The sequence below is a fragment of the Nocardia sienata NBRC 100364 genome (assembly GCF_001613205.1).
In the GTDB taxonomy this organism is placed as follows: domain Bacteria; phylum Actinomycetota; class Actinomycetes; order Mycobacteriales; family Mycobacteriaceae; genus Nocardia; species Nocardia sienata.
In genome coordinates this window covers 26,483-45,697 of the sequence record NZ_BDBX01000042.1, presented here as the reverse complement: position 1 = coordinate 45,697, position 19,215 = coordinate 26,483, and the positions used below count along the sequence as shown (strand labels likewise).

Sequence of the window (19,215 nt, the reverse complement as noted above, 5' to 3'; positions counted from 1 at the left end):
CGCGCGTTCACCAAGGAACCCATCATGACCAGAGTTCTCGACAATCTCGCGGCGATCGCCGATCAACTGCGTGAGCAGTCCCCGGAGGCGGAATCCCTCGGTCGGCTGCCCGATTCGACCGCCAAGCTGCTGAAGACCGCCGGTCCGATCCGGTTGTTGCAGCCGAAGAAGTACGGCGGGTTCGAGGCGCATCCGCGGGAGTTCGCCGAATCGGTGATGTCCGCGGCGGCGCTGGATCCGGCCACCGGCTGGATCTGCGGCATCGTCGGGGTCCATCCCTGGCAGCTGGCCTTCGCCGATCCGCGGGTGCAGGAAGAAGTGTGGGGCGCCGACAACGACACCTGGATGGCGTCACCGTACGCGCCGACCGGTATCGCCCGCCCGGTGGACGGCGGCTATATCTTCAACGGCCGCTGGCAGTTCAGTTCCGGTACCGACCACTGCGACTGGATCTTCCTCGGCGCCATGCTCGGCGACGCGCAGGGCGGGATCGCGGATCCGCCGACGATGCTGCACATGATCCTGCCGCGGGCCGACTACGAGATCGTCGAGGACTCGTGGAACGTGGTGGGGCTCAAGGGCACCGGTTCCAAGGACATCGTCGTGAAAGACGCGTTCGTGCCGTCGTACCGGGTGATGAACGGCGACCATGTCATCGACGGCACCGCCCAGCGCGAATACGGCGTCACCGAGACGCTGTACAAGATGCCGTGGTCGACGATGTTCCCGCTGGGTATCAGTGCGGCGGTCATCGGGATCGCGGAGGGCGCGCTGGCCGCGCACCTGGACTACCAGCGCGACCGAGTGGGTGCGCAGGGGACGGCGGTCAAGGACGATCCGTACGTGCTGTTCGCGATCAGCGAGGCCGCCGCCGATATCAATGCCGCGCGCCAGGAACTGCTGGCCAATGTGGACCGGATCTGGGGGATCGTCGAATCCGGCGGCGAGGTGGACTTCGCGCTCCGCGCGGCCGGACGCCGCACCCAGGTACGGGCGGCCTGGCGGGCGGTGATGGCCGTGGACCAGATCTTCGCCCGGTCGGGCGGTAACGCGCTGCGTATGGACAAACCCCTGCAGCGGTACTGGCGCGACGCCCACGCCGGCCTCAACCACGCCATCCATGTACCGAGCACCGTCTATCACGCCTCGGCACTGAGCTCGATGGGATTCGATCCGGCCGAGCATCTGCGCTCGATGATCTGACCGACCCCGGGGACGAAAGGAACGACAATGACCGATATCAAGAGCCTCGGCTACGTACAGATCCAGACCACGAATATGGCGCGCTGGCGGCAGTTCGCCTTCGATGTGCTCGGCTTCGCGGAGGGGTCGGGCCCCGACGAGAACGCTCTCTACCTGCGGATGGACGAACGGGCCGCGCGGATCGTGGTGGTCGCCGGGGAGACCGACGAAGTGGTGCGGATCGGCTGGGAGGTCCGTGACCACGCGGCGCTGCGGCGGGTGCGGGAGACCGTGTCGAAGGCGGGTATCACGGTGGAATCGCTGTCCCAGGCCGACGCGGACGCCCGCCGGGTGGAGGAGGCGATCACCTTCACCGACCCCGCCGGCGCCACGCTGGAGGTATTCCACGGCCCCGTACTCGACCACAGCCCGGTGGTGACCCCGTTCGGCGCCCGGTTCGTCACGGGCGCCCAGGGCCTGGGGCATGTGGTGCTGCCCACCATGGACCTGGGCGGCGCGTTCGAGTTCTACACCGAGGTGCTCGGTTTCCTGCCGCGCGGCGCGTTCCGGGTTCCGGCGCCGCCGGAGTTCGGGCCGGTGCGGATCCGCTTCCTGGGGGTGAACGAACGCCACCACAGCCTGGCGCTGTGCCCCGCACCGCACGGCGGCGCGCCCGGGCTGGTGCACATCATGGTGGAGGTCGATTCGCTCGACGCGGTGGGTCAGGCGCTGGACCGGGTGGCGAAGGACGGGTTCTCGGTGTCCTCGACGCTGGGGCGGCACACCAACGACAAGATGGTGTCGTTCTATGTGCGCGCTCCCGGCGGCTGGGATATCGAATTCGGCACCGAGGGGATGAAGGTCGACGAGAAGTACTACACCGCGGAGGAGATCACCGCGGACAGCTACTGGGGCCACGACTGGTCCGGGAGCGAACCACTGGCAGCGATGTAAGCGCGCCGCCTGCGGCGGAGCCGAGGCCTCGGATGGGCCTCGGCTCTTCGCGCGCCTCATTCGATCGGCGGGCGGGATCGCTCGGTCGGCGCTGTGTGGAAGTGGTTGGAACGGCCCCTCGGGCCGGGCGTATCGCCCGGCCCGAGGGGCCGTTCGTGATTTTCGGCCAACCTTTGCGATTCGTGTGACAGCTGCCACAAGCAGATGCTACTAATAGGAATATGCCTATTCGGCATATTCGATTGGGCATCAGCTCGTAGACCCAATGGAGGGCTCATGACTATCCAGGCCGACGCCGCCACCCCGAGCGCTGTGCTCGACCGCGTCTCGCTGGTTCTCGACGCGTTCGAGGGCCCCGGGCGCCTCACGCTCGCGCAGATCGTGCGGCGCACCGGACTACCCCGGTCCTCGGCGCACCGCATCCTGGAACGGCTCGTACAACTGCGCTGGTTGCGGCGCGACGGCCGGGACTACGAGCTGGGCCTGCGGCTGATGGAACTCGGCTCGCTGGCCGTGCACCAGGACCGGCTACACCGCGCCGCGGTGCCCTTCCTGCACGATCTGCACCGCACCACGGGCTGCGTGGTGCATCTGGCCGTACTCGACGGCACGGATGTGGTGTATCTGGACAAGGTCGGCGGCCGACTGGCGGGCGCGGTGCCGACCCGGGTCGGCGGCCGCCAGCCCGCGCACTGTACGGCGGTGGGCAAAGCGATCCTCGCCTATGCCGACGGCGAGCGCGGCAATGTGTTCGGCGCCGGCCCCGTCCGGTCGAAAACGCGGTACTCCATCGCCACGGCCGCGCAGCTACGAGCCGAATTGGCCAAGGTCCGCGCGCACGGTATCGCCTTCGAGCGCGAGGAATCAGTGGCGGGATTCGGGTGCGTGGCGGCACCGGTCGGGGAGATCGGGCAGGCGGTGGCCGCGGTATCGATCTGCGGGCCGGTGGACCGGATGAGCTTCGACCACCGAACGGCCGCGCAGGTCCGGATGGCCGCGCTGGGGATCTGGCGCAATGTCGAGGACGGCCGGGTCCGGGTGCATCCCACGCTGCAGCAGTCCCGCCGGCTCGGGTCGGTGCAGATGCCCCGCCCGGCCGCCGTGCAGTACGTATGACGGGAGCTGTGTCGTCGATCCGCGAGAGGTCGCCACGGCAGCGGGGTCGCGAGAGTGGCATTGCCGCGCGGTCCTCGGGCGGTCGGTTCGCGGATCGATCGGAGAAATCGATCGGTCAGATACGGGCCTGACGGCGATGACCGAGCTTGCGCATCAGCGCGACCATCCTCAGGCCGACGGCCGGCGCCAGATCGACGACGCGAACCAGCGCACCGCGCCATCGCGGCATCACCCGGAAGATCTGCCGGCCGGCCATCAGCGCCATCCCCGCGCGGGCGACGGCATCCTCGTCCATCGGCTTCGGCCCGGCGAACAGCAGCGCCGCGCCGGGATCCGACGCTCGTGCGGTCACCATCGGGGTGCCGACCACATCGGGACACAGGGCCCGGACCCGGATGGGTAGCCCGGCGTGCCGGAGGTCGCCCTGCACCGAGGTCGTGTAGGACAGGACGGCCGCCTTGGTCGCGGCGTACAGCGCCAGACCCGGTACCGGAGTGAGCGCCGAGAGCGACGCGATATTCAGCACGACTCCGCCCGCCTGCCCCATCTGCGCTATCGCGGCCGCGGTCCCCGCCACGACACCGCGAATGTTCACATCCAGGATGGCGGCGATCTCCTCGTCCGAATGGGTCCAGGCGTCGCCCGCGAAGAGCACCCCGGCATTGTTAACCCAGGTCGTGAGCTGTCCCAGGGCCGCGGCCCGCGTCGCGATCTCGCGGTGCGCGGCGATATCGCGGACATCGTGCTCCAGCCCGACCGCGCCCCGGCCGATCTCCGCGGCGGCTCGTCGGGCGGCGTCACCGTCGATATCGGTGAGCACGACCAGATGGCCGGCGTCGGCGAGATGGCGAGCCAAGGCGAAGCCGATACCGCGGCCGGCGCCGGTCACAACTGCTGTGGTGATCATGGCAGGACGCTAGGCCGGATGGGCTGCCGACCGCCAGTACGTGTCCGGCGGAGCGGGTGATTTCGCCGGACCGGACGGCCCCGATACCGGGCGTCATCGCTGTCGCCCGGCGTCGGGTTCGTGATCGCCCTGGCTAGCGGGGTGAGAGTGCGGTGCGCACCATCTCCCAGATCTCCGACCGTGCGGTCCGGGTGACCGCGAGGGCGGGGATCGTCAGGAACCCGTGGAACAACCCGTCGTAACGCCGGTGGCGCACCGCGACACCGGCTTCGGCGAGCAGTCGGGCGTAGGTGTCGCCGGACGAGCAGGGTGGGTCGAGTTCTGCGGTGATCACCACCGCGGGCGGCAGTCCGGCCAGGGTATCCGCGCGGGTGGGCACCAGGCGGGCGTCCGCGGTGCCGTGCGGTGCGTACTGCTGCCAGTACCAGCGCATCGCCGCGGCGGTGTTGTAGTACCCGCTGCCGTAGCGCCGGTAGGACTCGGTGTCGAAATCGTCGTCGATCACCGGGTAGAGCAGTAGTTGCGCGGCGATCGCGGGCCCGCCGCGATCGCGGGCCGCCAGGGCCACGGTGGCGGCGAGATTGCCGCCGGCACTGTCCCCGGCGACCACGAGCGCGGCGGGATCGCCACCGTATTCGGGGGCGTGTTCGGCGGCCCAGACGAGCGCGGCGTACATGTCCTCGTGTGCGGCGGGCGCGGGATGTTCCGGGGCGAGCCGGTAATCCACCGACACCACGACCGCGCCGACCCCCTCTGCCATCGCGCGGCAGAACTCGTCGTGGCTGTCCAGATCGCAGAATACGAACCCGCCGCCGTGCGCGAACACGATCACCGGAAGCGCCGAGGCGTCGTGCCGGGGCCGGTAGACCCGGAGGGGCAGCGGTCCGCCCGGTCCGTCGACGGTCAGGTTCGAGACGTCGCGCATGGCCGGCAGCCACTGCAGCGGTGCGCGGCGGGACCTGATGACCGCCCGCAGTTCGGGGGCCGTCAGGGCGGTGACGTCCGGGAAGCCGCTGTCCAGGGCGGCGAGCATCGAGGCCACCTCGGGAAGCAGTCCGGGCTCCGCGTCGCGTACGGCTCCTGATTCCATCTGCGGCCTCCTCGATTCTCGTGGCCGGTAGCGCCCGGCCCTACAGCTGACCGGGCCACCGTAGGTCGGCGAAAGCGCGGACGGAGTCGCGTCTCCCGGAGAGTGGGCCGGTACCGGCCGGACTGCCGGCTACGGCCATACCGTGGCGCGATGGGTGCAGCGAAGGTCTATATCGTCGACCGGATCGAGACGATGCCCGGCCGCGCACGGGAATTCGTGGACCGCTATCTCGCCGAGTACGTCCCCGGGGCGATCGCGCGAGGGATGGTCCTCGACCGGGTGCTGGTGGCGCCGCCGCTCTGGCTCGACGACCGGCCCAATACGGTCACCGTGACCTGGGAGCTCGACGGTCCCGCCGGCTGGTGGCAGATGACCTGGCGAAGCCGGCCCGACCCGGAGCCGGCCCGATGGTGGGCCGGGGTCGAGCACCTGATCGCCCGGCGGACCCGTGAGTCGGCCGCCGCGGCCGGCGATATCGAGGCGCTCGCCGATGTATGAGATCACCCGGCTGATCCATCTGGTCCCCGATGTTGCCCCGGGCGCGCTCGATAGCCTGCTCGCCGAGCTGCGGGCCGCGGCCGGCGCGGCGCCGCGCGCGTTGATCGAACCGACTCTGCCCGGAGTCCGCAACGGCGGCGATATCCTGCTGCGCCTGAGCTTCGCGGAACCGGCGGTGGGGCGGGCGGCAGCGGCCCTGCTGGCGGAGCTGTGCGACCGGGCGGAGGTGCTGCGCGTCGACGGGACCGACCACGGTCCCGGCGTGCACGGTGTGGCCGGGCCGAGCAGTCCGGGCACCGTGTACCGCACCCTGCTCTTGCGCGTGGACCCGGCCACGCCGCCGCAGGCGCTGGCCGAATTCGAGGCCGACCTGCTGCGGATGCCCCGGCATATACCCACCATCCGCGCCTGGCGGCTGAGCCGGGCCCATCGGGCCTACGGCACCGCGCAGTGGACGCACATCTGGGAGCAGGAGTTCAGCGACCTCGACGGCTTGGTGGGCGCCTATCTCGCGCATCCGGTGCACTGGGGTCTGGTGGACCGCTGGTTCGACCCGGAATGCCCGGAGGCCGTCGTCCGCGACCGGGTCTGCCACAGCTACTGCGTCCGGACGAAACCGGTGCTGACCTGACCGGTTCCCGACGGGTCACTCCTGCGGCCCGGTGCGGGTGCCGGCGTTCGGGGTTGTTTCCGCTCGTACCGAGCCGACCCTGCCGAGCGCGCGCCTGCGCTGCCGAGTGCCCGGTCCGCAGCGGCGGACCGGCGCCGGGCGGTCGCGATCAGCGCCGCCCGGGTTCCTCATTCTTGACCCGCTGCTCGACCTCGCGCCAGCGTCCCGGGGTGGGGTGCGGGTAGGCGGCCTGCTCGTCGCGTTCGGCCGCCACCAGCGCGTTCTCGGCCGCGTCGATATCGTCGATCAGCTGCTGGGTCAGGGCGCGTTCGGAGGCGTAGTAGCGTTCGGCCCACTGCAGCACGATCTGCGAGTAGGCCCAGCCGGGTTCGGATTTCGCGGCCGCCGCGTCCACGGCGGCACTGCGCTCGAGCCGTTTGCGTTTACCGATTCTGGGAAACTCCGCTGATCAGCTACGGTTTCGCCAGCACTATATTGCTTTCGTCCGCACGCACGGTACTGAGAGCCCGGCACTGTCGCCGATCGTCTGAAGGTTTCACTTCGGTCGAATAGTGCCGTATGTCGACCACGTCCCTGGAGCCAGGAGAGACCGATCGAGTTCGACACCCTATCGGCCGAACGAACGATCTCCCAGCGCTGCCGACCCGGGGCATCCGTGAATCAGTCGTGGGGGCCCGGCGCCTCACCTCGAGTCGGCCAGCAGTGCTCTCGACTCGCCTACGACACCGCACCGGCCGGCCCGGCGCCGGCTGCGCCGACGAACTCACCCGCCGACTCGACCCGACGCTCACCGAGGTCGGGGCTCCGGTTCCTGCCTTGCTGCCCGACAGTATGATCAACGAGAGGAAAACTCATTGGCCGGTCTGGATCGCGGCGAGCTCAACGCGAGAATGCTGGAGGCAGCCAGACGCCTCGCCGCCGCGCTCGTCGACGGCGGCACCCCGCGGGTCAGCGAAAGACACCGTGAATACTCGCACGTGATTCAAGCGGGTCTCGACCGCACCACTCGCGCCGGCGAGCAGGGCGCAGCGGATATCGACCGAGCAGGTTCGGCCCAGAGCGATCGCGCCGCCGCGCATGCGGCAACCGGCGCGCATGTGCGGGAACCGGTCCGCGCGCCGGACTCGACCGCCGGAACCCGATCGACGAACACTATCAGCGAGGATCGAACACATCCCGATGGTTCCGACCGATTCGAACTCTCCCCGGAAGAAGGCCGGGAGCTGTACGAAGGGGTCCGGAATCTGGAACCGGATTTCACCGGCACCGGTAACCGGGTGAATCGGGTCGAGACCAGCGTCGGCCCAGCGGTTGTCAGATTTGAATCAGGCCGGCCTATCGAGACTTTCGTAAAGAAATGGTTGCCGGAAAACACGGCTATAAGCTACGGGCGTGAGTGCGGTGTGCGAACACCCAGGCTCCTCTACTCCGGCACGGACCCCTCCACCGGCAAAGATTTCACGATCATGCAGTACGTCCCCGGTGAAACACGTGGTTTCGACGATCCCGAGCTGATGAGTTGGTTGCCGGATCTCCTGGGCCAGGTGAAGTCGCTCTCTTCGCACCCGCTGCCGAAGGGACTGGAAATGGACATCCCGACGTGGCAGCAGCAGATGATCCAGCATGCCGACAGCGCCTATCACAATCTCGCACCGGAACACCGGGCGAGATTGGATCAACTCGGCCTCGGGCCGTTGTCGGACTATATCCGGCCGGATCCCAGCCGCGCGGGCGAGCCGACCTTCTTCGCTCACAACGACCTTTTTCCGGGCAATATCCAGTTCGATGAACAAGGAAAGGTGTGGATTCTCGATTGGGCGTGCGCGGGGCCCAGCGATCCACTCTACGACGCGGGGTTCTTCATCGAACGTGCTCTCTCATCGGCCAGTGATGACGTCGCCCCGGCCACTGCCATGTGGCTCGATCGGGTACCGCTCGCGAATCCAGATGTCGATGCCAAAGCAGTCCTCCGGACGTACCAGGCCATGGAAGACTGGCGAGGAATGGCGATGGTCGCTGAGAAAGTGCCGCGAACCATCGCCGAGGATCCCGGCAAAATCGATTACTGGTCCCTCTTCTACAACCACCGATTGTCTCGACATCGCGAACCGCCCTGGCCCGACCTGTCGAAAGATGAAGTGACCGAAATGCTCCGCGGGTGGGAATGAGGATTTCGAAGCGACCACCCATGAGCCCGTCGCCGTCCCGTCCCACTACGACCGTGCGTAGCCTCAGCGCCGCCCGGGTTCCTCATTCTTGACCCGCTGCTCGACCTCGCGCCAGCGTCCCGGGGTGGGGTGCGGATAGGCGGCCTGCTCGTCGCGTTCGGCCGCCACCAGCGCGTTCTCGGCCGCATCGATATCGTCGATCAGCTGCTGGGTCAGGGCACGTTCGGAGGCGTAGTAGCGTTCGGCCCACTGCAGCACGATCTGCGAGTAGGCCCAGCCGGGTTCGGATTTCGCGGCGGCCGCGTCCACGGCGGCACTGCGTTCGAGCCGTTCGGCATCGGCCATATGGTCGCGCAGGATCTCTTTGAGTCGCTCGGGCGAACTCAGATGCCCGAACATGATCCGCAACATCACATGATGTTTCAGCATCGGCGGGTCGACCGGCGCGCTGTTGGTCCAGGCGGTGACGGCGGCCCGGCCGGCCGGGGTGATCCGGTAGAGGCGGCGGCCGCGCATGGCATTGTCGGCGTCGACCCGCGAATGCGCGAACCCGTGCCGTTCGAGCTTCTTCAGTTCCGAGTAGATCTGGCTGTAGGAGGGGCTCCAATAGAAGTAGCGGATACTCCAGTCGGCCCACTTCTTCAGGTCGTACCCGGAAATCTCCTCCTCGTAGGAGAGCATGGCGAGCACCGCCCAGCTGGTCGGCGGCAGGTTGATCTGCGCCAGGTCGGGTTCGCTCGTCGTCATTCGCCGAATGCTATCAGTGGTCATATACCGGTCCGGCATATGACTATCGCGGCGGGCGCCAATCGTGTCGCTCACCGGTCCAGCAGATCGAAGCCCTTGTAGTCGGCGGCCGCGACTTCGGCGATGATCTCGCCGTACACCCCGAAACCGCTCACGAACGGCATGAAGACCCGCGGTTTGCCCGGGATGTTGGCGCCCAGATACCAGGAGTTCGCCCGGGTCATCAAGGTCCCGGACGCTCGCTCGGCGCATTCGGCGACCCAGGCCGCCGCCGCGTCGGCGCGGGCCTCGAGCGCAGTGGCCCCGCGTCCGTCGACGAACCCGATCGCCTCGGCCACCCAGTCCACGTGCAGTTCCGAGTGCAGCACCATATTGGCCAGTACCGACGGGCTACCCGGACCGGTGAGGTTGAACAGATTGGGGAAACCGGGCACACCCAGCCCGAGATAGTTCACCGGGCCCTCCGCCCACGCCTCGTTGAGTGTCCGTCCGCCGCGGCCCGTGATCGCGATCTTGGCGACCGAACCCGTCATCGCGTCGAATCCGGTGGCCAGCACCAAGGTGTCCAGCGGGAAATACGAATCCGTGGTGTGCAGGCCGCCCGCGTCGATCCGTTCGATCGGTGTGGCGCGCAGATCCACCAACTGCACGTTCTCCCGGTTGAAGGTGCGGTAGTAGTTCGTATCGGTGCAGATGCGTTTGGTGCCGATGGGATGGTCGCGGGGGATCAACAGCTCGGCCACCCGGGGGTCGTCGAGCTCGGCGCGGATCTTCTCCTCCCAGAACAGCCGGGCGGTTTCGTTGGCCGCGGGATCGGTGAGCTGGTCGGGGAAGGTTTTGCTGAACAGCACACCGCCCAGCCGCCAGCGCTGTTCGTAGGCGGCGCGCCGCTCCGCCTCGCTCACCTCGAGGGCCGATTTCGGATGCGCCCGGTGCGGGGACCCGCCACCGCTGGCCATGGACAACCTGCGCCGCTCAGCGTAGTTCGCCTTCTGCTCGCGCCGGAGTTCATCGTCGAGCGCGGTGTTACCGGCCGGCACGCTGTAGTTGGCGGTGCGCTGGAAGACGTGCAGCCGCGCGGCCTGTTCGGCGAGCACCGGGATCGCCTGGATACCCGAGGAACCGGTGCCGATCACGCCGACCCGCTGTCCGGTCAGGTCGACTCCCTCGTGCGGCCAGGCCGAGGTGTGCAGCAGCCGCCCGGCGAAGGTGTCGAGGCCCGCGATCGCCGGGGTGTTGGCGTTCGACAGCGGCCCCGTGGCCAGCACCACGAACCGGGCCGTGACGCGGCTACCGGTATCGGTGCCCACTTCCCAGGTCAGTGACGACTCGTCGAGGCGGATATCGGTGACCCGGGTATCGAATTCGATATCGCGGCGCAGATCGAACCGGTCGGCCACGTGTTCGAGATAGGCCAGGATCTCCGGTTGCGCCGCGTACTTCTCGCTCCAATCCCATTCCTGCTGGAGGTCTTCGTCGAAGGAATACGAGTAGTCCACGCTCTCCACATCGCAGCGGGCGCCGGGGTAGCGGTTCCAGTACCAGACTCCGCCCACGCCGTCGGCGGCCTCGAACACCCGCACCGTGAGACCGCTGCTCCGGAACCGGTGCAGCGCGTACAGCCCGGCGATACCCGCGCCGACGACCGCCACATCGACTCGGGTCCGTCCGGATGGCGAGGGATTTCCGGGGTTCACAGTGCCTCCAACTGCTCGGGTGTCCGGTGCTCTGCGGCGACGGTAGGGACAGCCGCGGCCTCCTGATCACCCTTCTCCCGCTGACCGGCACATTCAGCGGATGACGCCGGTTCTCCCGGTCACCGGGAGAACCGTTCGCCCGTGCCGCGCGCCGGACCTACCGTCGGCCTCGGCACGAGCCGGCAGCGCGAGGAGGCGGTGGAGCAGTGGTGGACTTCGACGACGAAGTGGATGTGCTGGTGGCGGGGTCCGGCGGCGGACTCGCCGGCGCCTACACCGCGGCCCGGGAGGGGTTGTCGGTCGCGGTGGTGGAGGCGACCGACAAATTCGGTGGTACCACCGCGTACTCGGGTGGCGGCGGGGTCTGGTTCCCGTGCAATCCCGTGCTGGAGCGCGCCGGTACCGACGACACCCTCGACGACGCGCTCACCTATTTCCGCGCGGTCGTGGGCGACCGCACCCCGGCGGAACTGCAGGAAACCTTTGTGCGCCGCGGCCGCGACCTCATCGGATACCTGGAGAGCGACGAGCGTTTCGAATTCCAGATGTATCCGTGGCCGGACTATTTCGGCGCGGCGCCGAAAGCGCGAACGGACGGGCAACGCCATATCGTCCCCGTACCGCTGCCCGCCGCCGAACTGGGCGACCTGCGCGCACATCTGCGCGGCCCGCTGGACACCGACCGGCTCGGCGCCGAGCCGCCGGAGCTCCTGATCGGCGGGCAGGCGCTGATCGGCCGTTTCCTGCGCGCGCTGGCGGCCTATCCGGACGTCCGGCTGTACCGCAACGCCGCCCTCGCGGAGTTGATCGTCGAGGACGGCACGGTGATCGGCGCGCGTATCGAACGGCCCGACGGCACGATCGCGATCCGGGCCCGGCGCGGTGTGGTCCTGGCGGCGGGCGGATTCGAGGGCAACGAAGAGATGCGCCGCCACTACGGGGTGCCCGGGGCCGCCCGCGACACCATGGGCCCGCCCGGCAATCAAGGAAAAGCACACCGGGCCGGTATCGCCGCCGGAGCCGATACCGATCTCATGGACCAGGCGTGGTGGTCGCCCGGGCTCACCCATCCCGACGGGCGGTCGGCCTTCGCGCTGTGGTTCACCGGCGGCATCTTCGTCGACCAGGACGGTAAGCGGTTCGTCAACGAATCCGCGCCCTACGACCGGCTCGGCCGGGCGGCCATCGAACGGCTGCGGGCCGGCAGCATGACCCTGCCGTTCTGGATGATCTACGACGACCGGGACGGGGTCAGACCGCCCGTACAGGCCACCAATGTGTCGATGGTCGAGACCGAGAAGTACGAGGCCGCCGGGTTGTGGCATACCGCCGAGACGCTGGAAGGACTGGCCGCGGCCATCGGCGTCCCCGCCGCGAACCTCGTCGAGACCGTCGAGCGGTACAACGCGATGGTCGCCGCGGGCGCCGATACCGATTTCGGTCGCGGGGACGAGGCCTACGACCGGGCCTTTTCCCAGGGTGAGCTGCCGCTGGTGCCGATCGAGCGGGGGCCCTTCCACGCCGCCGCCTTCGGTTTGTCCGATCTGGGCACCAAGGGTGGGCTGCGCACCGACAGCGCCGCCCGGGTGCTGGACCGCGACGCGACACCGATACCCGGCCTGTACGCCGCGGGCAACACCATGGCCGCGGTCAGCGGCACCGTCTACCCCGGCGGCGGCAACCCCATCGGCGCCTCGATGCTGTTCGCCCACCTCGCTGTCCTCGACATGCTCGGCCGTTAGCGCCGGCCGGCGACACGCGCACCCACGGGCCGGCCGAACCGCGGCGCCCCGAACCCGAACAGGAAAACCCATGCCCGAACCCGAACAGATCCGCGCGGCCGTACACCGCTACCTCGATGCCGTGGCCACCGGAACCGCGGCCGATATCGCCGCCCTATACGAGGAGAACGCCACCTTGGAAGACCCGGTGGGCAGTCCGTCGCACACCGGCCGCGCGGCCATCGAGAAGTTCTACGGAAGCCTCGAATCCGCGCGTCGCAGTACCGAACTGCTGAGCCTGCGGGTGAGCGGCGACAGCGCCGCATTCGGTTTCCGGGTCGTCACCGAGACCGGTGAGCAGACCATCACCGTCGAACCCATCGACGTCATGACCTTCGACGAGTTCGCGCGGATCACGAGTATGCGCGCGTTCTGGTCGGCCGAGGACATCAGCTTCGGCTGAGTTCGAGCTCTACGAGAAAAGAGATATCCGTGTCCCCTACCGAACAGCACTGGGATCACGAGGTGGGTTTCCTGGTCGTGGGCAGCGGCGCCGGCGGCCTCACCGGCGCGCTGGCCGCCGCGGACCGGGGCGCGGACACCCTGGTCATCGAGAAGGCCGGCTACTACGGCGGCAGTACGGCGCTGTCCGGCGGCGGGATCTGGGTACCGAACAACCCGGTGCTGCTGCGCGAGGGCCTGCGCGATTCCCGCGCCGAGGTGCGCGCCTACCTGGACGCGGTGGTCGGTGACCGGGTGCCCTCGGCCAACCTGGACGCGTTCATCGACCAGGGTCCGGAAATGCTGGAGTTCCTGGAGAGCAGCGGCCCGCACCTGCGTTTCCAGTGGTGCACCGGCTATTCCGACTACCACCCGGAAGCCCCCGGTGGGCGTCCGGCCGGCCGGTCGATCGAACCGCTGCCGGTGAACCTGCGCGAACTCGGTGCCGACGAGCCCCACCTGCGTCCGGCCGCGCTCGCCACGCCGCCCGGACTGTTCATCACCTCCAAGGATTTCGTCCAGCTGAACATGGTGACCCGGACCTGGAAGGCCCGCTGGACCGCGCTGCTCACCGGACTGCGGGCAGTGAAAGCCGTGGTGCTGCGCCGGCATATGGACACCCTCGGCCGCGCCCTGATCGCCCGGCTACGCCTCGCCCTGCGCGACGCCGGGGTCCCTCTGTGGCTGAACACCGCGATGCGGTCGCTGATCACCGACGAAACCGGTGCGGTGATGGGCGTGGTGGCCGAACGCGACGGCCGGGAAATACGCATCCGGGCCCGCGACGGAGTGCTGCTCGCGACCGGTGGTTTCGAATACAACCAGGCGCTGCGTAAACAGCATCTGCCCGCCGGGGGCCGCGACAATTTCAGCGCCGCCTCCGCCGACAACACCGGCGACGGGATAGTGGCCGGGGAACGGATCGGCGCCGCCGTCGATCTCATGGACGATGCCTGGTGGATGCCGTCGTTCCAGCGGCCCGACGGGATCAACCAGGTCCTGGTGTCGGAACGGTCCATACCCCGGTCGATCATCGTGAACGGTTCCGGTGTCCGGTTCACCAACGAGGCCGCGCCCTACGTCACCTTCGTGCACGCGCAGCTGGCCGGCGGTCACGACCCGGCGTGGCTGGTGTTCGACGGCAGAGCCAAGAACCGCTACCCGATCGGCGGGATCATGCCGGGACAGAAGTTCCCGGCGGACTGGTTGTCCTCGGGGTTGGTCCGCAGCGCGGCCACCGTCGGTGAACTCGCGGACGCGATCGGCGTGCCCGCCGCGGCCCTGGAGACGACCGTGCGCCGGTACAACGACGCCGCGCGCAACGGCCGCGATACCGATCACGGGCGCGGCGAGAGCGCCTACGACAACTACTACGGCGACCCGACGCTCCCGCAGCCCACCCTCGACGTACTCGACCGGGCGCCGTTCTACGCGTTGCGAATTCGCATCGGCGACCTCGGTACCAAAGGTGGGTTGGTGTACAACGAGAACGCGCAGGTCCTACGTGCCGACGGCTCCGTGATCACCGGCCTGTACGCGACGGGTAACACCTCCGCCGCGGTGATGGGCACCGATTACGCGGGCGCCGGCGCCACCATCGGACCCGCCATGGTGTTCGGCTACATCGCCGCCCGCCACGCCGCGACGAAGGAGTGATCGTGCAGCCCGTACAGTGCGCCAACTGCGGTAACCGAGTGCTGGTGGAGAAGTTCAGTCCCAGCCACACCAGCGTGCAATGGCTGGACGACGCCGAGTCCGCCTGCCCCGAATTCGCCCGCCGGGCCGCACTGGGTGAGCACAGCAAATGGATCCCCACCTGTCCGGCGCTGCGCGATTCCATCGAACGGGCCGTCGCCGACGGTGATCTGCCCACCGACGAACGCCGCCGGGAACCCGTGCCGGGCCGCCTCGGCTGACGAAGCGACAGGCGACCGCTCACCGGGAACACCGGGTGAGTGGTCGCCGCGCAGCTGGCAGCGTGGTCGCAGCGATGTACGCCGAGATGGAGGGTTGACGATGACAGCGGTTTCCAGCACCGAGCACGAGCTGCGGGAGATACGTACCGATGCCGGGGTGCTGCGGTATTACGAGGCAGGTTCCGGTACGCCGCTGCTGCTGCTGCACGGTTCCGGCCCCGGGGTCACCGGATGGCGTAACTTCCGCGGCAACCTCGATTTCTTCGCCGAACGTTTCCGCACTCTCATCCTGGAGTTCCCCGGGTTCGGCGTCAGTGACGATTTCGGCGGGCATCCGATGATCACCGCCCTCGACGCGGTGGTCCGCTTCGTCGACGCGCTCGGCCTCGACCGGGTCGATATCGTCGGCAACTCGATGGGCGGCGGGGTCGCGCTGAACTACGCGATCGCCCACCCCGATCGGGTCGGCAAGATCGTGACCATCGGCGGTATCGGCAAGAACCTCTTCAGTCCCGGCCCCGGAGAGGGCATCCGGCTGCTCCAGGACTTCACCGAGAACCCCACCCGGGAACGGCTGATCGCCTGGCTCCACTCGATGGTGTACGACCCGGCGCTGGTCACGGAGGAGATGATCGAGGAACGCTGGGCCCAGGCCACCGATCCGGCCACCCTCGACAGCGCCCGCCGCATGTACAGCCGCGCCGCGTTCACCGCGATGGTGCGCGCCATGGACGCCGCGGACACCCCGCCGCCGTGGGCGCTGCTGCACAGGGTGAAGGCGCCGACCCTGGTGACCTGGGGACGCGACGACAGGGTGAGCCCGCTGGATATGGCCCTGCTGCCGATGCGCACCATCCCGCGCGCCGAACTGCATGTGTTCCCGGATTGTGGTCACTGGGCCATGATCGAGCAGAAGGCCGCCTTCGAATCCACGGTCATGGCCTTCCTGACCCGCAAGGACTGAGAGTCCAGCCGGACACATCAGGAACGAGAACGGGTCCGGATCCCTTCGCAAGCGATTGCGCACCGGCCACGCCGACCAGTGAGGCCGCTACGGCGTGGCGCACCGGTATGAGTGGGGGTGTGCCGTTTTCCACCGTGGCACGGAATCCTTCCAGTACCGCGACGGTGCCCTCGGCCATGCGGTCGATCGGCTCGTCGTTCACAAGGTAGGGGCCGGGTACGCGGATCTCCTCGCGAGTCTGCCCGTCGGCCCGCGCCCAGCCCTCCTCGCGCACCCGCACCGACCAGGCGTCTTCGCCTGCGGCGCGGATGGACTCGGCCAGGCCGTGCCCGCCCCGCACCGAGATCCAGCTCCAGTGGCTGCCCGGCTCCCCGGCCAGGAAACCGTGGCGGGCAAGGGCCAGAACGCCGTCGGAGAACCGGATGGCCAGTACGACGGCGGTGGGACGGCCGTCACCCGGACCAACCGGGTAGGCGCTGACCTCGATCGGCCGCGCTCCGGTGAGTTCCAGCAGCGGCGAGACGGTGTGGGTGCAGTAGGCCGTCGGCGGGATGCGACCACGCCAGTGGGCTGGATCGCCGATGAGCGCGGCGGTGTCCTCGGGCGACAAACTGTGCAGATAGTCTGCTTCCACCAAGGTGATGCCGCCCAGTTCGCCGGAGTCCACCGACTCCCGGAGCAACCGAGTGTGTGGGTGGAACACGTAGTTCTCCGCGAACGAATAGGTGGCCGTGGACCGCTCGGCCGCAGCGATGAGCCGGCGCCCTTCCTCCTCGGATACACAGGCTGCCGTCTCCGACAGCACATGGATCCCGTGCTCCAGAAAGGTGATGGACAACGCCGCGTGTGCGTCGAAATCATTGGCGAGCACGACTCCATCGATACCGACCTCGAGAAGATCCGCCCAGTGCCCTGTCGCGCGGGCCGTCGGAAATCTCGCGTGCGCGGCGGCAAGCCGTTCGGAGTCACGATCGCACACCGCGCCCACTTCGATTCCGAGCCGATGTGCCCACTCGGCCATGTACAGACCCCGCGACAAACCTACGATTCCGATGCGCATCGAACCGGTATACGCAATGAGCGCCCTCGCGCAAAGCGGTTTTCGAATCCGTGCGCACGTAGATCGGGCAAGTCTGTTGTCCATCGGCGAACGTCGGAGCCTGCTTCGTATCAGGGCGGCAGCTGTCTCGAGGGCATCCTCGATGCGTACTCAGGTATAACTTTCGAAGAGCTGCCGGAGCACGCCGGGCTCGCGGTTGTCGAGCACGATCTGGAGCAGCAGGAACGGCACCGCAACCGCGCCATCGGGAATCAGCTGGTCCAGGAACGGGCGACCGATGAACATGTTGTCGCCATCGGGGTCACCGGCGTGGTAACTCCAATGCGCGCGCATCGCCGGCCGCAATACCTCGCCGAGATACCATGCGGCGCCGTCGGCGAACTCCGGGTATGCCGACAACTCCTCCGGCCCCGGCACCACACGACGGACCGCAGTCTCCAACTCGTCGAGGGATTCCGGGGAGAAGTCCCAGCGTTCGGGCCGGTCCGCGTACTCGGCAAGCCAGGTCGGAAGGCCGGCCGCATGTTCGGCCAGCCACTTGTCCAGGTACTCCGAGCCGTACACGACCAGCTCTCGGTCCAGGCCGGGGGTCGGCTGTTTGGTCGGCGCCCAGCCGGGCACAGCGGCCTGCCTCTGGATGACTGCCCGCTCGAGGTCCCGATAGCTTCGGACGAACTCCTCGCCACTGCGATGCTGCCGGGCGCGCTCGACCAGCTCCGCCGGGCAGACACGGATTCCTGGCAGGTCGAGCTCCGGGTCCGGCAATACGACCGGTAGGTCGTGCCGGTCATCCCAGCCCCAGCACCCGCCGGCTACCGACAGCAGGGCCTCCCCCAGATAGCCGGCGACCCGCTCTGCGAAGTCGGCCCCGGGCTCACCCCGTGCCACCAGGTCCGCCTCCAGGCGAGCCAGCGATTCCGGCGAGTAGTCCGGCAGGGCGCCGGCCGGCATTTCGAAGTCGACCAGTCCTGCCAGCCGAGGCTGCATACCCTCCAGCCAGTCTTCCAACGGATCCACAGCATCTCCCTCGAGTCGGCCCGCGGGCTCCGGTCGGACCGACGCGAAGAACGACGAATGTCAATGTATCCGCTGTTCGGCCGGCGCTGTGTGGCGGCCGGGCCCGTGTGTGCTGTTCATCGGGAGCCGATCCCGACGAGTGAGACCACGAAAGGACTGTACGCGCGGTGCGCGCCGCCCTTCCTGGTCACGGCCGCTACGCACACATCGGAAAACGCCTACCGCTGGGTGCTGCCCGCGTCGACCGGGAGGGTCACCGCGGTGATGTAGCGGGCCTCCTCCGATGCCAGGAACAGCGACGCGTTGGCGATATCGACCGGTTCCACCCACGGGATCGGCAGCATGTTCATGGTCCGCGCGGCCTCCGCGAATTCTTCACGGGTGGGGTTCTCCCGGTCGGGGCGGAACGACCGGCGGACCATATCGTTCTGGATCATCGGGGTGTCCACATTGGTCGGGTGTACCGAGTTCACCCGGATCCCGTGCGGCGCCAGCTCCTGCGCCAGCGAGCGCATCAGCCCGACCACACCGTGTTTGGCCGCCGTGTAGTGCGCCACCCCGACCAGTCCGCGTAGTCCGGCGATCGAACTGGTGAGGATCATCGATCCGCCGCCGCGGGCGATGAGGTGCGGGGCGGTCGCCTTGCAGGTCTGCCATACGCCGGTCAGGTTGACGTCCAGCATCGTCCGCCACTGCTCCTCGGTCAGCTGCAGACCGGGTGCGCTGGAGGTGATCCCGGCCGTCGCGCACACCACGTCCAGACCGCCGAGTTCATCCACCGCCCGGTCTGCCGCCGCCCGCAGCGCCGCGCCGTCGCGGACATCGGCGGTGGCGGCCACGACCCGCGCCCCGGTCTTCTCGACAGCTCGCACGGTCTGCTCGAGGTCTTCCGGTGTCGCCGGTGGGATGATCACCGTCTCCACCGGTCCGCAGAGATCCAGCGCGACGATATCGGCGCCCTCCTCGGCCAGGCGTACCGCCTGGGCCCGCCCGATACCCCGTGCCGCGCCGGTGACCAGGGCTACCTTGCCCGAAACCCGTCCCAT

19 protein-coding genes are annotated in these 19,215 nt (G+C 68.6%); 11 read left to right on the top strand and 8 right to left on the bottom strand.

Annotated features, from left to right (window positions below):
- Positions 1-21 precede the first annotated feature (21 nt).
- From NS4_RS22370 to NS4_RS22360, 3 genes are all read left to right on the top strand, one after another.
- Positions 22-1,203, top strand: coding sequence for an acyl-CoA dehydrogenase family protein (locus NS4_RS22370; protein ID WP_174552121.1), 1,182 nt, complete (start codon positions 22-24; stop codon positions 1,201-1,203).
- Between the two features lie 27 nt (positions 1,204-1,230).
- Positions 1,231-2,136: a biphenyl-2,3-diol 1,2-dioxygenase gene (gene bphC, locus NS4_RS22365; RefSeq protein WP_063061479.1), complete on the top strand. Its 906-nt coding sequence runs from the start codon at positions 1,231-1,233 to the stop codon at positions 2,134-2,136.
- 276 nt (positions 2,137-2,412) lie between these two features.
- A complete protein-coding gene (locus NS4_RS22360; protein ID WP_063061478.1) occupies positions 2,413-3,252 on the top strand; it encodes an IclR family transcriptional regulator in 840 nt (279 codons plus the stop codon).
- Positions 3,253-3,367: 115 nt separating this feature from the next.
- On the opposite strand, the gene NS4_RS22355 is transcribed toward NS4_RS22360, so the two are convergent.
- Both NS4_RS22355 and NS4_RS22350 read right to left on the bottom strand, forming a co-directional pair.
- On the bottom strand, positions 3,368-4,159 hold the full coding sequence (locus tag NS4_RS22355) for an SDR family NAD(P)-dependent oxidoreductase (RefSeq protein ID WP_063061477.1): 792 nt from the start codon (positions 4,157-4,159) through the stop codon (positions 3,368-3,370).
- A gap of 133 nt (positions 4,160-4,292) precedes the next feature.
- Entirely contained in the window at positions 4,293-5,249 is a 957-nt protein-coding gene (locus NS4_RS22350) for an alpha/beta hydrolase (RefSeq protein WP_063061476.1), read from the bottom strand.
- Positions 5,250-5,399: 150 nt separating this feature from the next.
- Between NS4_RS22350 and NS4_RS32360 the strand changes: the two genes are divergently transcribed.
- Positions 5,400-5,747: a hypothetical protein gene (locus NS4_RS32360; protein ID WP_063061475.1), complete on the top strand. Its 348-nt coding sequence runs from the start codon at positions 5,400-5,402 to the stop codon at positions 5,745-5,747.
- The gene (locus NS4_RS32355) at positions 5,740-6,378 is read left to right on the top strand and encodes a Dabb family protein (RefSeq protein WP_063061474.1); all 639 of its coding nucleotides are present in this window, start codon (positions 5,740-5,742) and stop codon (positions 6,376-6,378) included. The genes NS4_RS32360 and NS4_RS32355 overlap by 8 nt, the downstream gene beginning before the upstream one ends.
- A gap of 148 nt (positions 6,379-6,526) precedes the next feature.
- Here the strand turns inward: NS4_RS32355 and NS4_RS22335 are convergent, their stop codons facing one another.
- Complete coding sequence (locus NS4_RS22335) at positions 6,527-6,772, bottom strand: hypothetical protein (RefSeq protein ID WP_245665621.1); 246 nt, start codon at positions 6,770-6,772, stop codon at positions 6,527-6,529.
- 460 nt (positions 6,773-7,232) lie between these two features.
- On the opposite strand from NS4_RS22335, the gene NS4_RS22330 reads away from it, so the two are divergent.
- Complete coding sequence (locus NS4_RS22330) at positions 7,233-8,546, top strand: aminoglycoside phosphotransferase family protein (RefSeq protein ID WP_063061473.1); 1,314 nt, start codon at positions 7,233-7,235, stop codon at positions 8,544-8,546.
- A gap of 63 nt (positions 8,547-8,609) precedes the next feature.
- On the opposite strand, the gene NS4_RS22325 is transcribed toward NS4_RS22330, so the two are convergent.
- Entirely contained in the window at positions 8,610-9,293 is a 684-nt protein-coding gene (locus NS4_RS22325; RefSeq protein ID WP_063061472.1) for a PadR family transcriptional regulator, read from the bottom strand.
- A gap of 71 nt (positions 9,294-9,364) precedes the next feature.
- Complete coding sequence (locus NS4_RS22320) at positions 9,365-10,990, bottom strand: flavin-containing monooxygenase (protein WP_063061471.1); 1,626 nt, start codon at positions 10,988-10,990, stop codon at positions 9,365-9,367.
- Between the two features lie 206 nt (positions 10,991-11,196).
- On the opposite strand from NS4_RS22320, the gene NS4_RS22315 reads away from it, so the two are divergent.
- From NS4_RS22315 to NS4_RS22295, 5 genes are all read left to right on the top strand, one after another.
- Entirely contained in the window at positions 11,197-12,732 is a 1,536-nt protein-coding gene (locus NS4_RS22315; RefSeq protein WP_063061470.1) for an FAD-binding protein, read from the top strand.
- Positions 12,733-12,802: 70 nt separating this feature from the next.
- Entirely contained in the window at positions 12,803-13,174 is a 372-nt protein-coding gene (locus tag NS4_RS22310; protein WP_063061469.1) for a nuclear transport factor 2 family protein, read from the top strand.
- A 29-nt stretch (positions 13,175-13,203) separates the two neighbouring features.
- Entirely contained in the window at positions 13,204-14,868 is a 1,665-nt protein-coding gene (locus tag NS4_RS22305) for an FAD-binding protein (protein WP_157106180.1), read from the top strand.
- A gap of 2 nt (positions 14,869-14,870) precedes the next feature.
- Entirely contained in the window at positions 14,871-15,128 is a 258-nt protein-coding gene (locus tag NS4_RS22300) for a hypothetical protein (RefSeq protein ID WP_030525305.1), read from the top strand.
- Between the two features lie 100 nt (positions 15,129-15,228).
- Complete coding sequence (locus NS4_RS22295; RefSeq protein ID WP_063061467.1) at positions 15,229-16,092, top strand: alpha/beta fold hydrolase; 864 nt, start codon at positions 15,229-15,231, stop codon at positions 16,090-16,092.
- On the opposite strand, the gene NS4_RS22290 is transcribed toward NS4_RS22295, so the two are convergent.
- The 3 genes from NS4_RS22290 to NS4_RS22280 form a co-directional block, all read right to left on the bottom strand.
- Entirely contained in the window at positions 16,064-17,152 is a 1,089-nt protein-coding gene (locus NS4_RS22290; protein WP_063061466.1) for a Gfo/Idh/MocA family protein, read from the bottom strand. The genes NS4_RS22295 and NS4_RS22290 overlap by 29 nt on opposite strands.
- Positions 17,153-17,302: 150 nt before the next feature.
- On the bottom strand, positions 17,303-18,169 hold the full coding sequence (locus NS4_RS22285; protein WP_063061465.1) for a hypothetical protein: 867 nt from the start codon (positions 18,167-18,169) through the stop codon (positions 17,303-17,305).
- 218 nt (positions 18,170-18,387) lie between these two features.
- A complete protein-coding gene (locus tag NS4_RS22280; RefSeq protein ID WP_063061464.1) occupies positions 18,388-19,215 on the bottom strand; it encodes a mycofactocin-coupled SDR family oxidoreductase in 828 nt (275 codons plus the stop codon).

Excerpts from the sequence above, each read along its gene's own strand:
- NS4_RS22310 (WP_063061469.1), top strand. The coding sequence starts at position 12,803 with ATGCCCGAACCCGAACAGATCCGCGCGGCCGTACACCGCTACCTCGAT.
- NS4_RS22290 (WP_063061466.1), bottom strand. The coding sequence starts at position 17,152 with ATGCGCATCGGAATCGTAGGTTTGTCGCGGGGTCTGTACATGGCCGAG.
- NS4_RS22350 (WP_063061476.1), bottom strand. The coding sequence starts at position 5,249 with ATGGAATCAGGAGCCGTACGCGACGCGGAGCCCGGACTGCTTCCCGAG.
- NS4_RS22325 (WP_063061472.1), bottom strand. The coding sequence starts at position 9,293 with ATGACGACGAGCGAACCCGACCTGGCGCAGATCAACCTGCCGCCGACC.
- NS4_RS22280 (WP_063061464.1), bottom strand. The coding sequence starts at position 19,215 with ATGGGACGGGTTTCGGGCAAGGTAGCCCTGGTCACCGGCGCGGCACGG.
- NS4_RS22360 (WP_063061478.1), top strand. The coding sequence starts at position 2,413 with ATGACTATCCAGGCCGACGCCGCCACCCCGAGCGCTGTGCTCGACCGC.
- NS4_RS22295 (WP_063061467.1), top strand. The coding sequence starts at position 15,229 with ATGACAGCGGTTTCCAGCACCGAGCACGAGCTGCGGGAGATACGTACC.
- NS4_RS32360 (WP_063061475.1), top strand. The coding sequence starts at position 5,400 with ATGGGTGCAGCGAAGGTCTATATCGTCGACCGGATCGAGACGATGCCC.
- NS4_RS32355 (WP_063061474.1), top strand. The coding sequence starts at position 5,740 with ATGTATGAGATCACCCGGCTGATCCATCTGGTCCCCGATGTTGCCCCG.
- bphC (WP_063061479.1), top strand. The coding sequence starts at position 1,231 with ATGACCGATATCAAGAGCCTCGGCTACGTACAGATCCAGACCACGAAT.
- NS4_RS22355 (WP_063061477.1), bottom strand. The coding sequence starts at position 4,159 with ATGATCACCACAGCAGTTGTGACCGGCGCCGGCCGCGGTATCGGCTTC.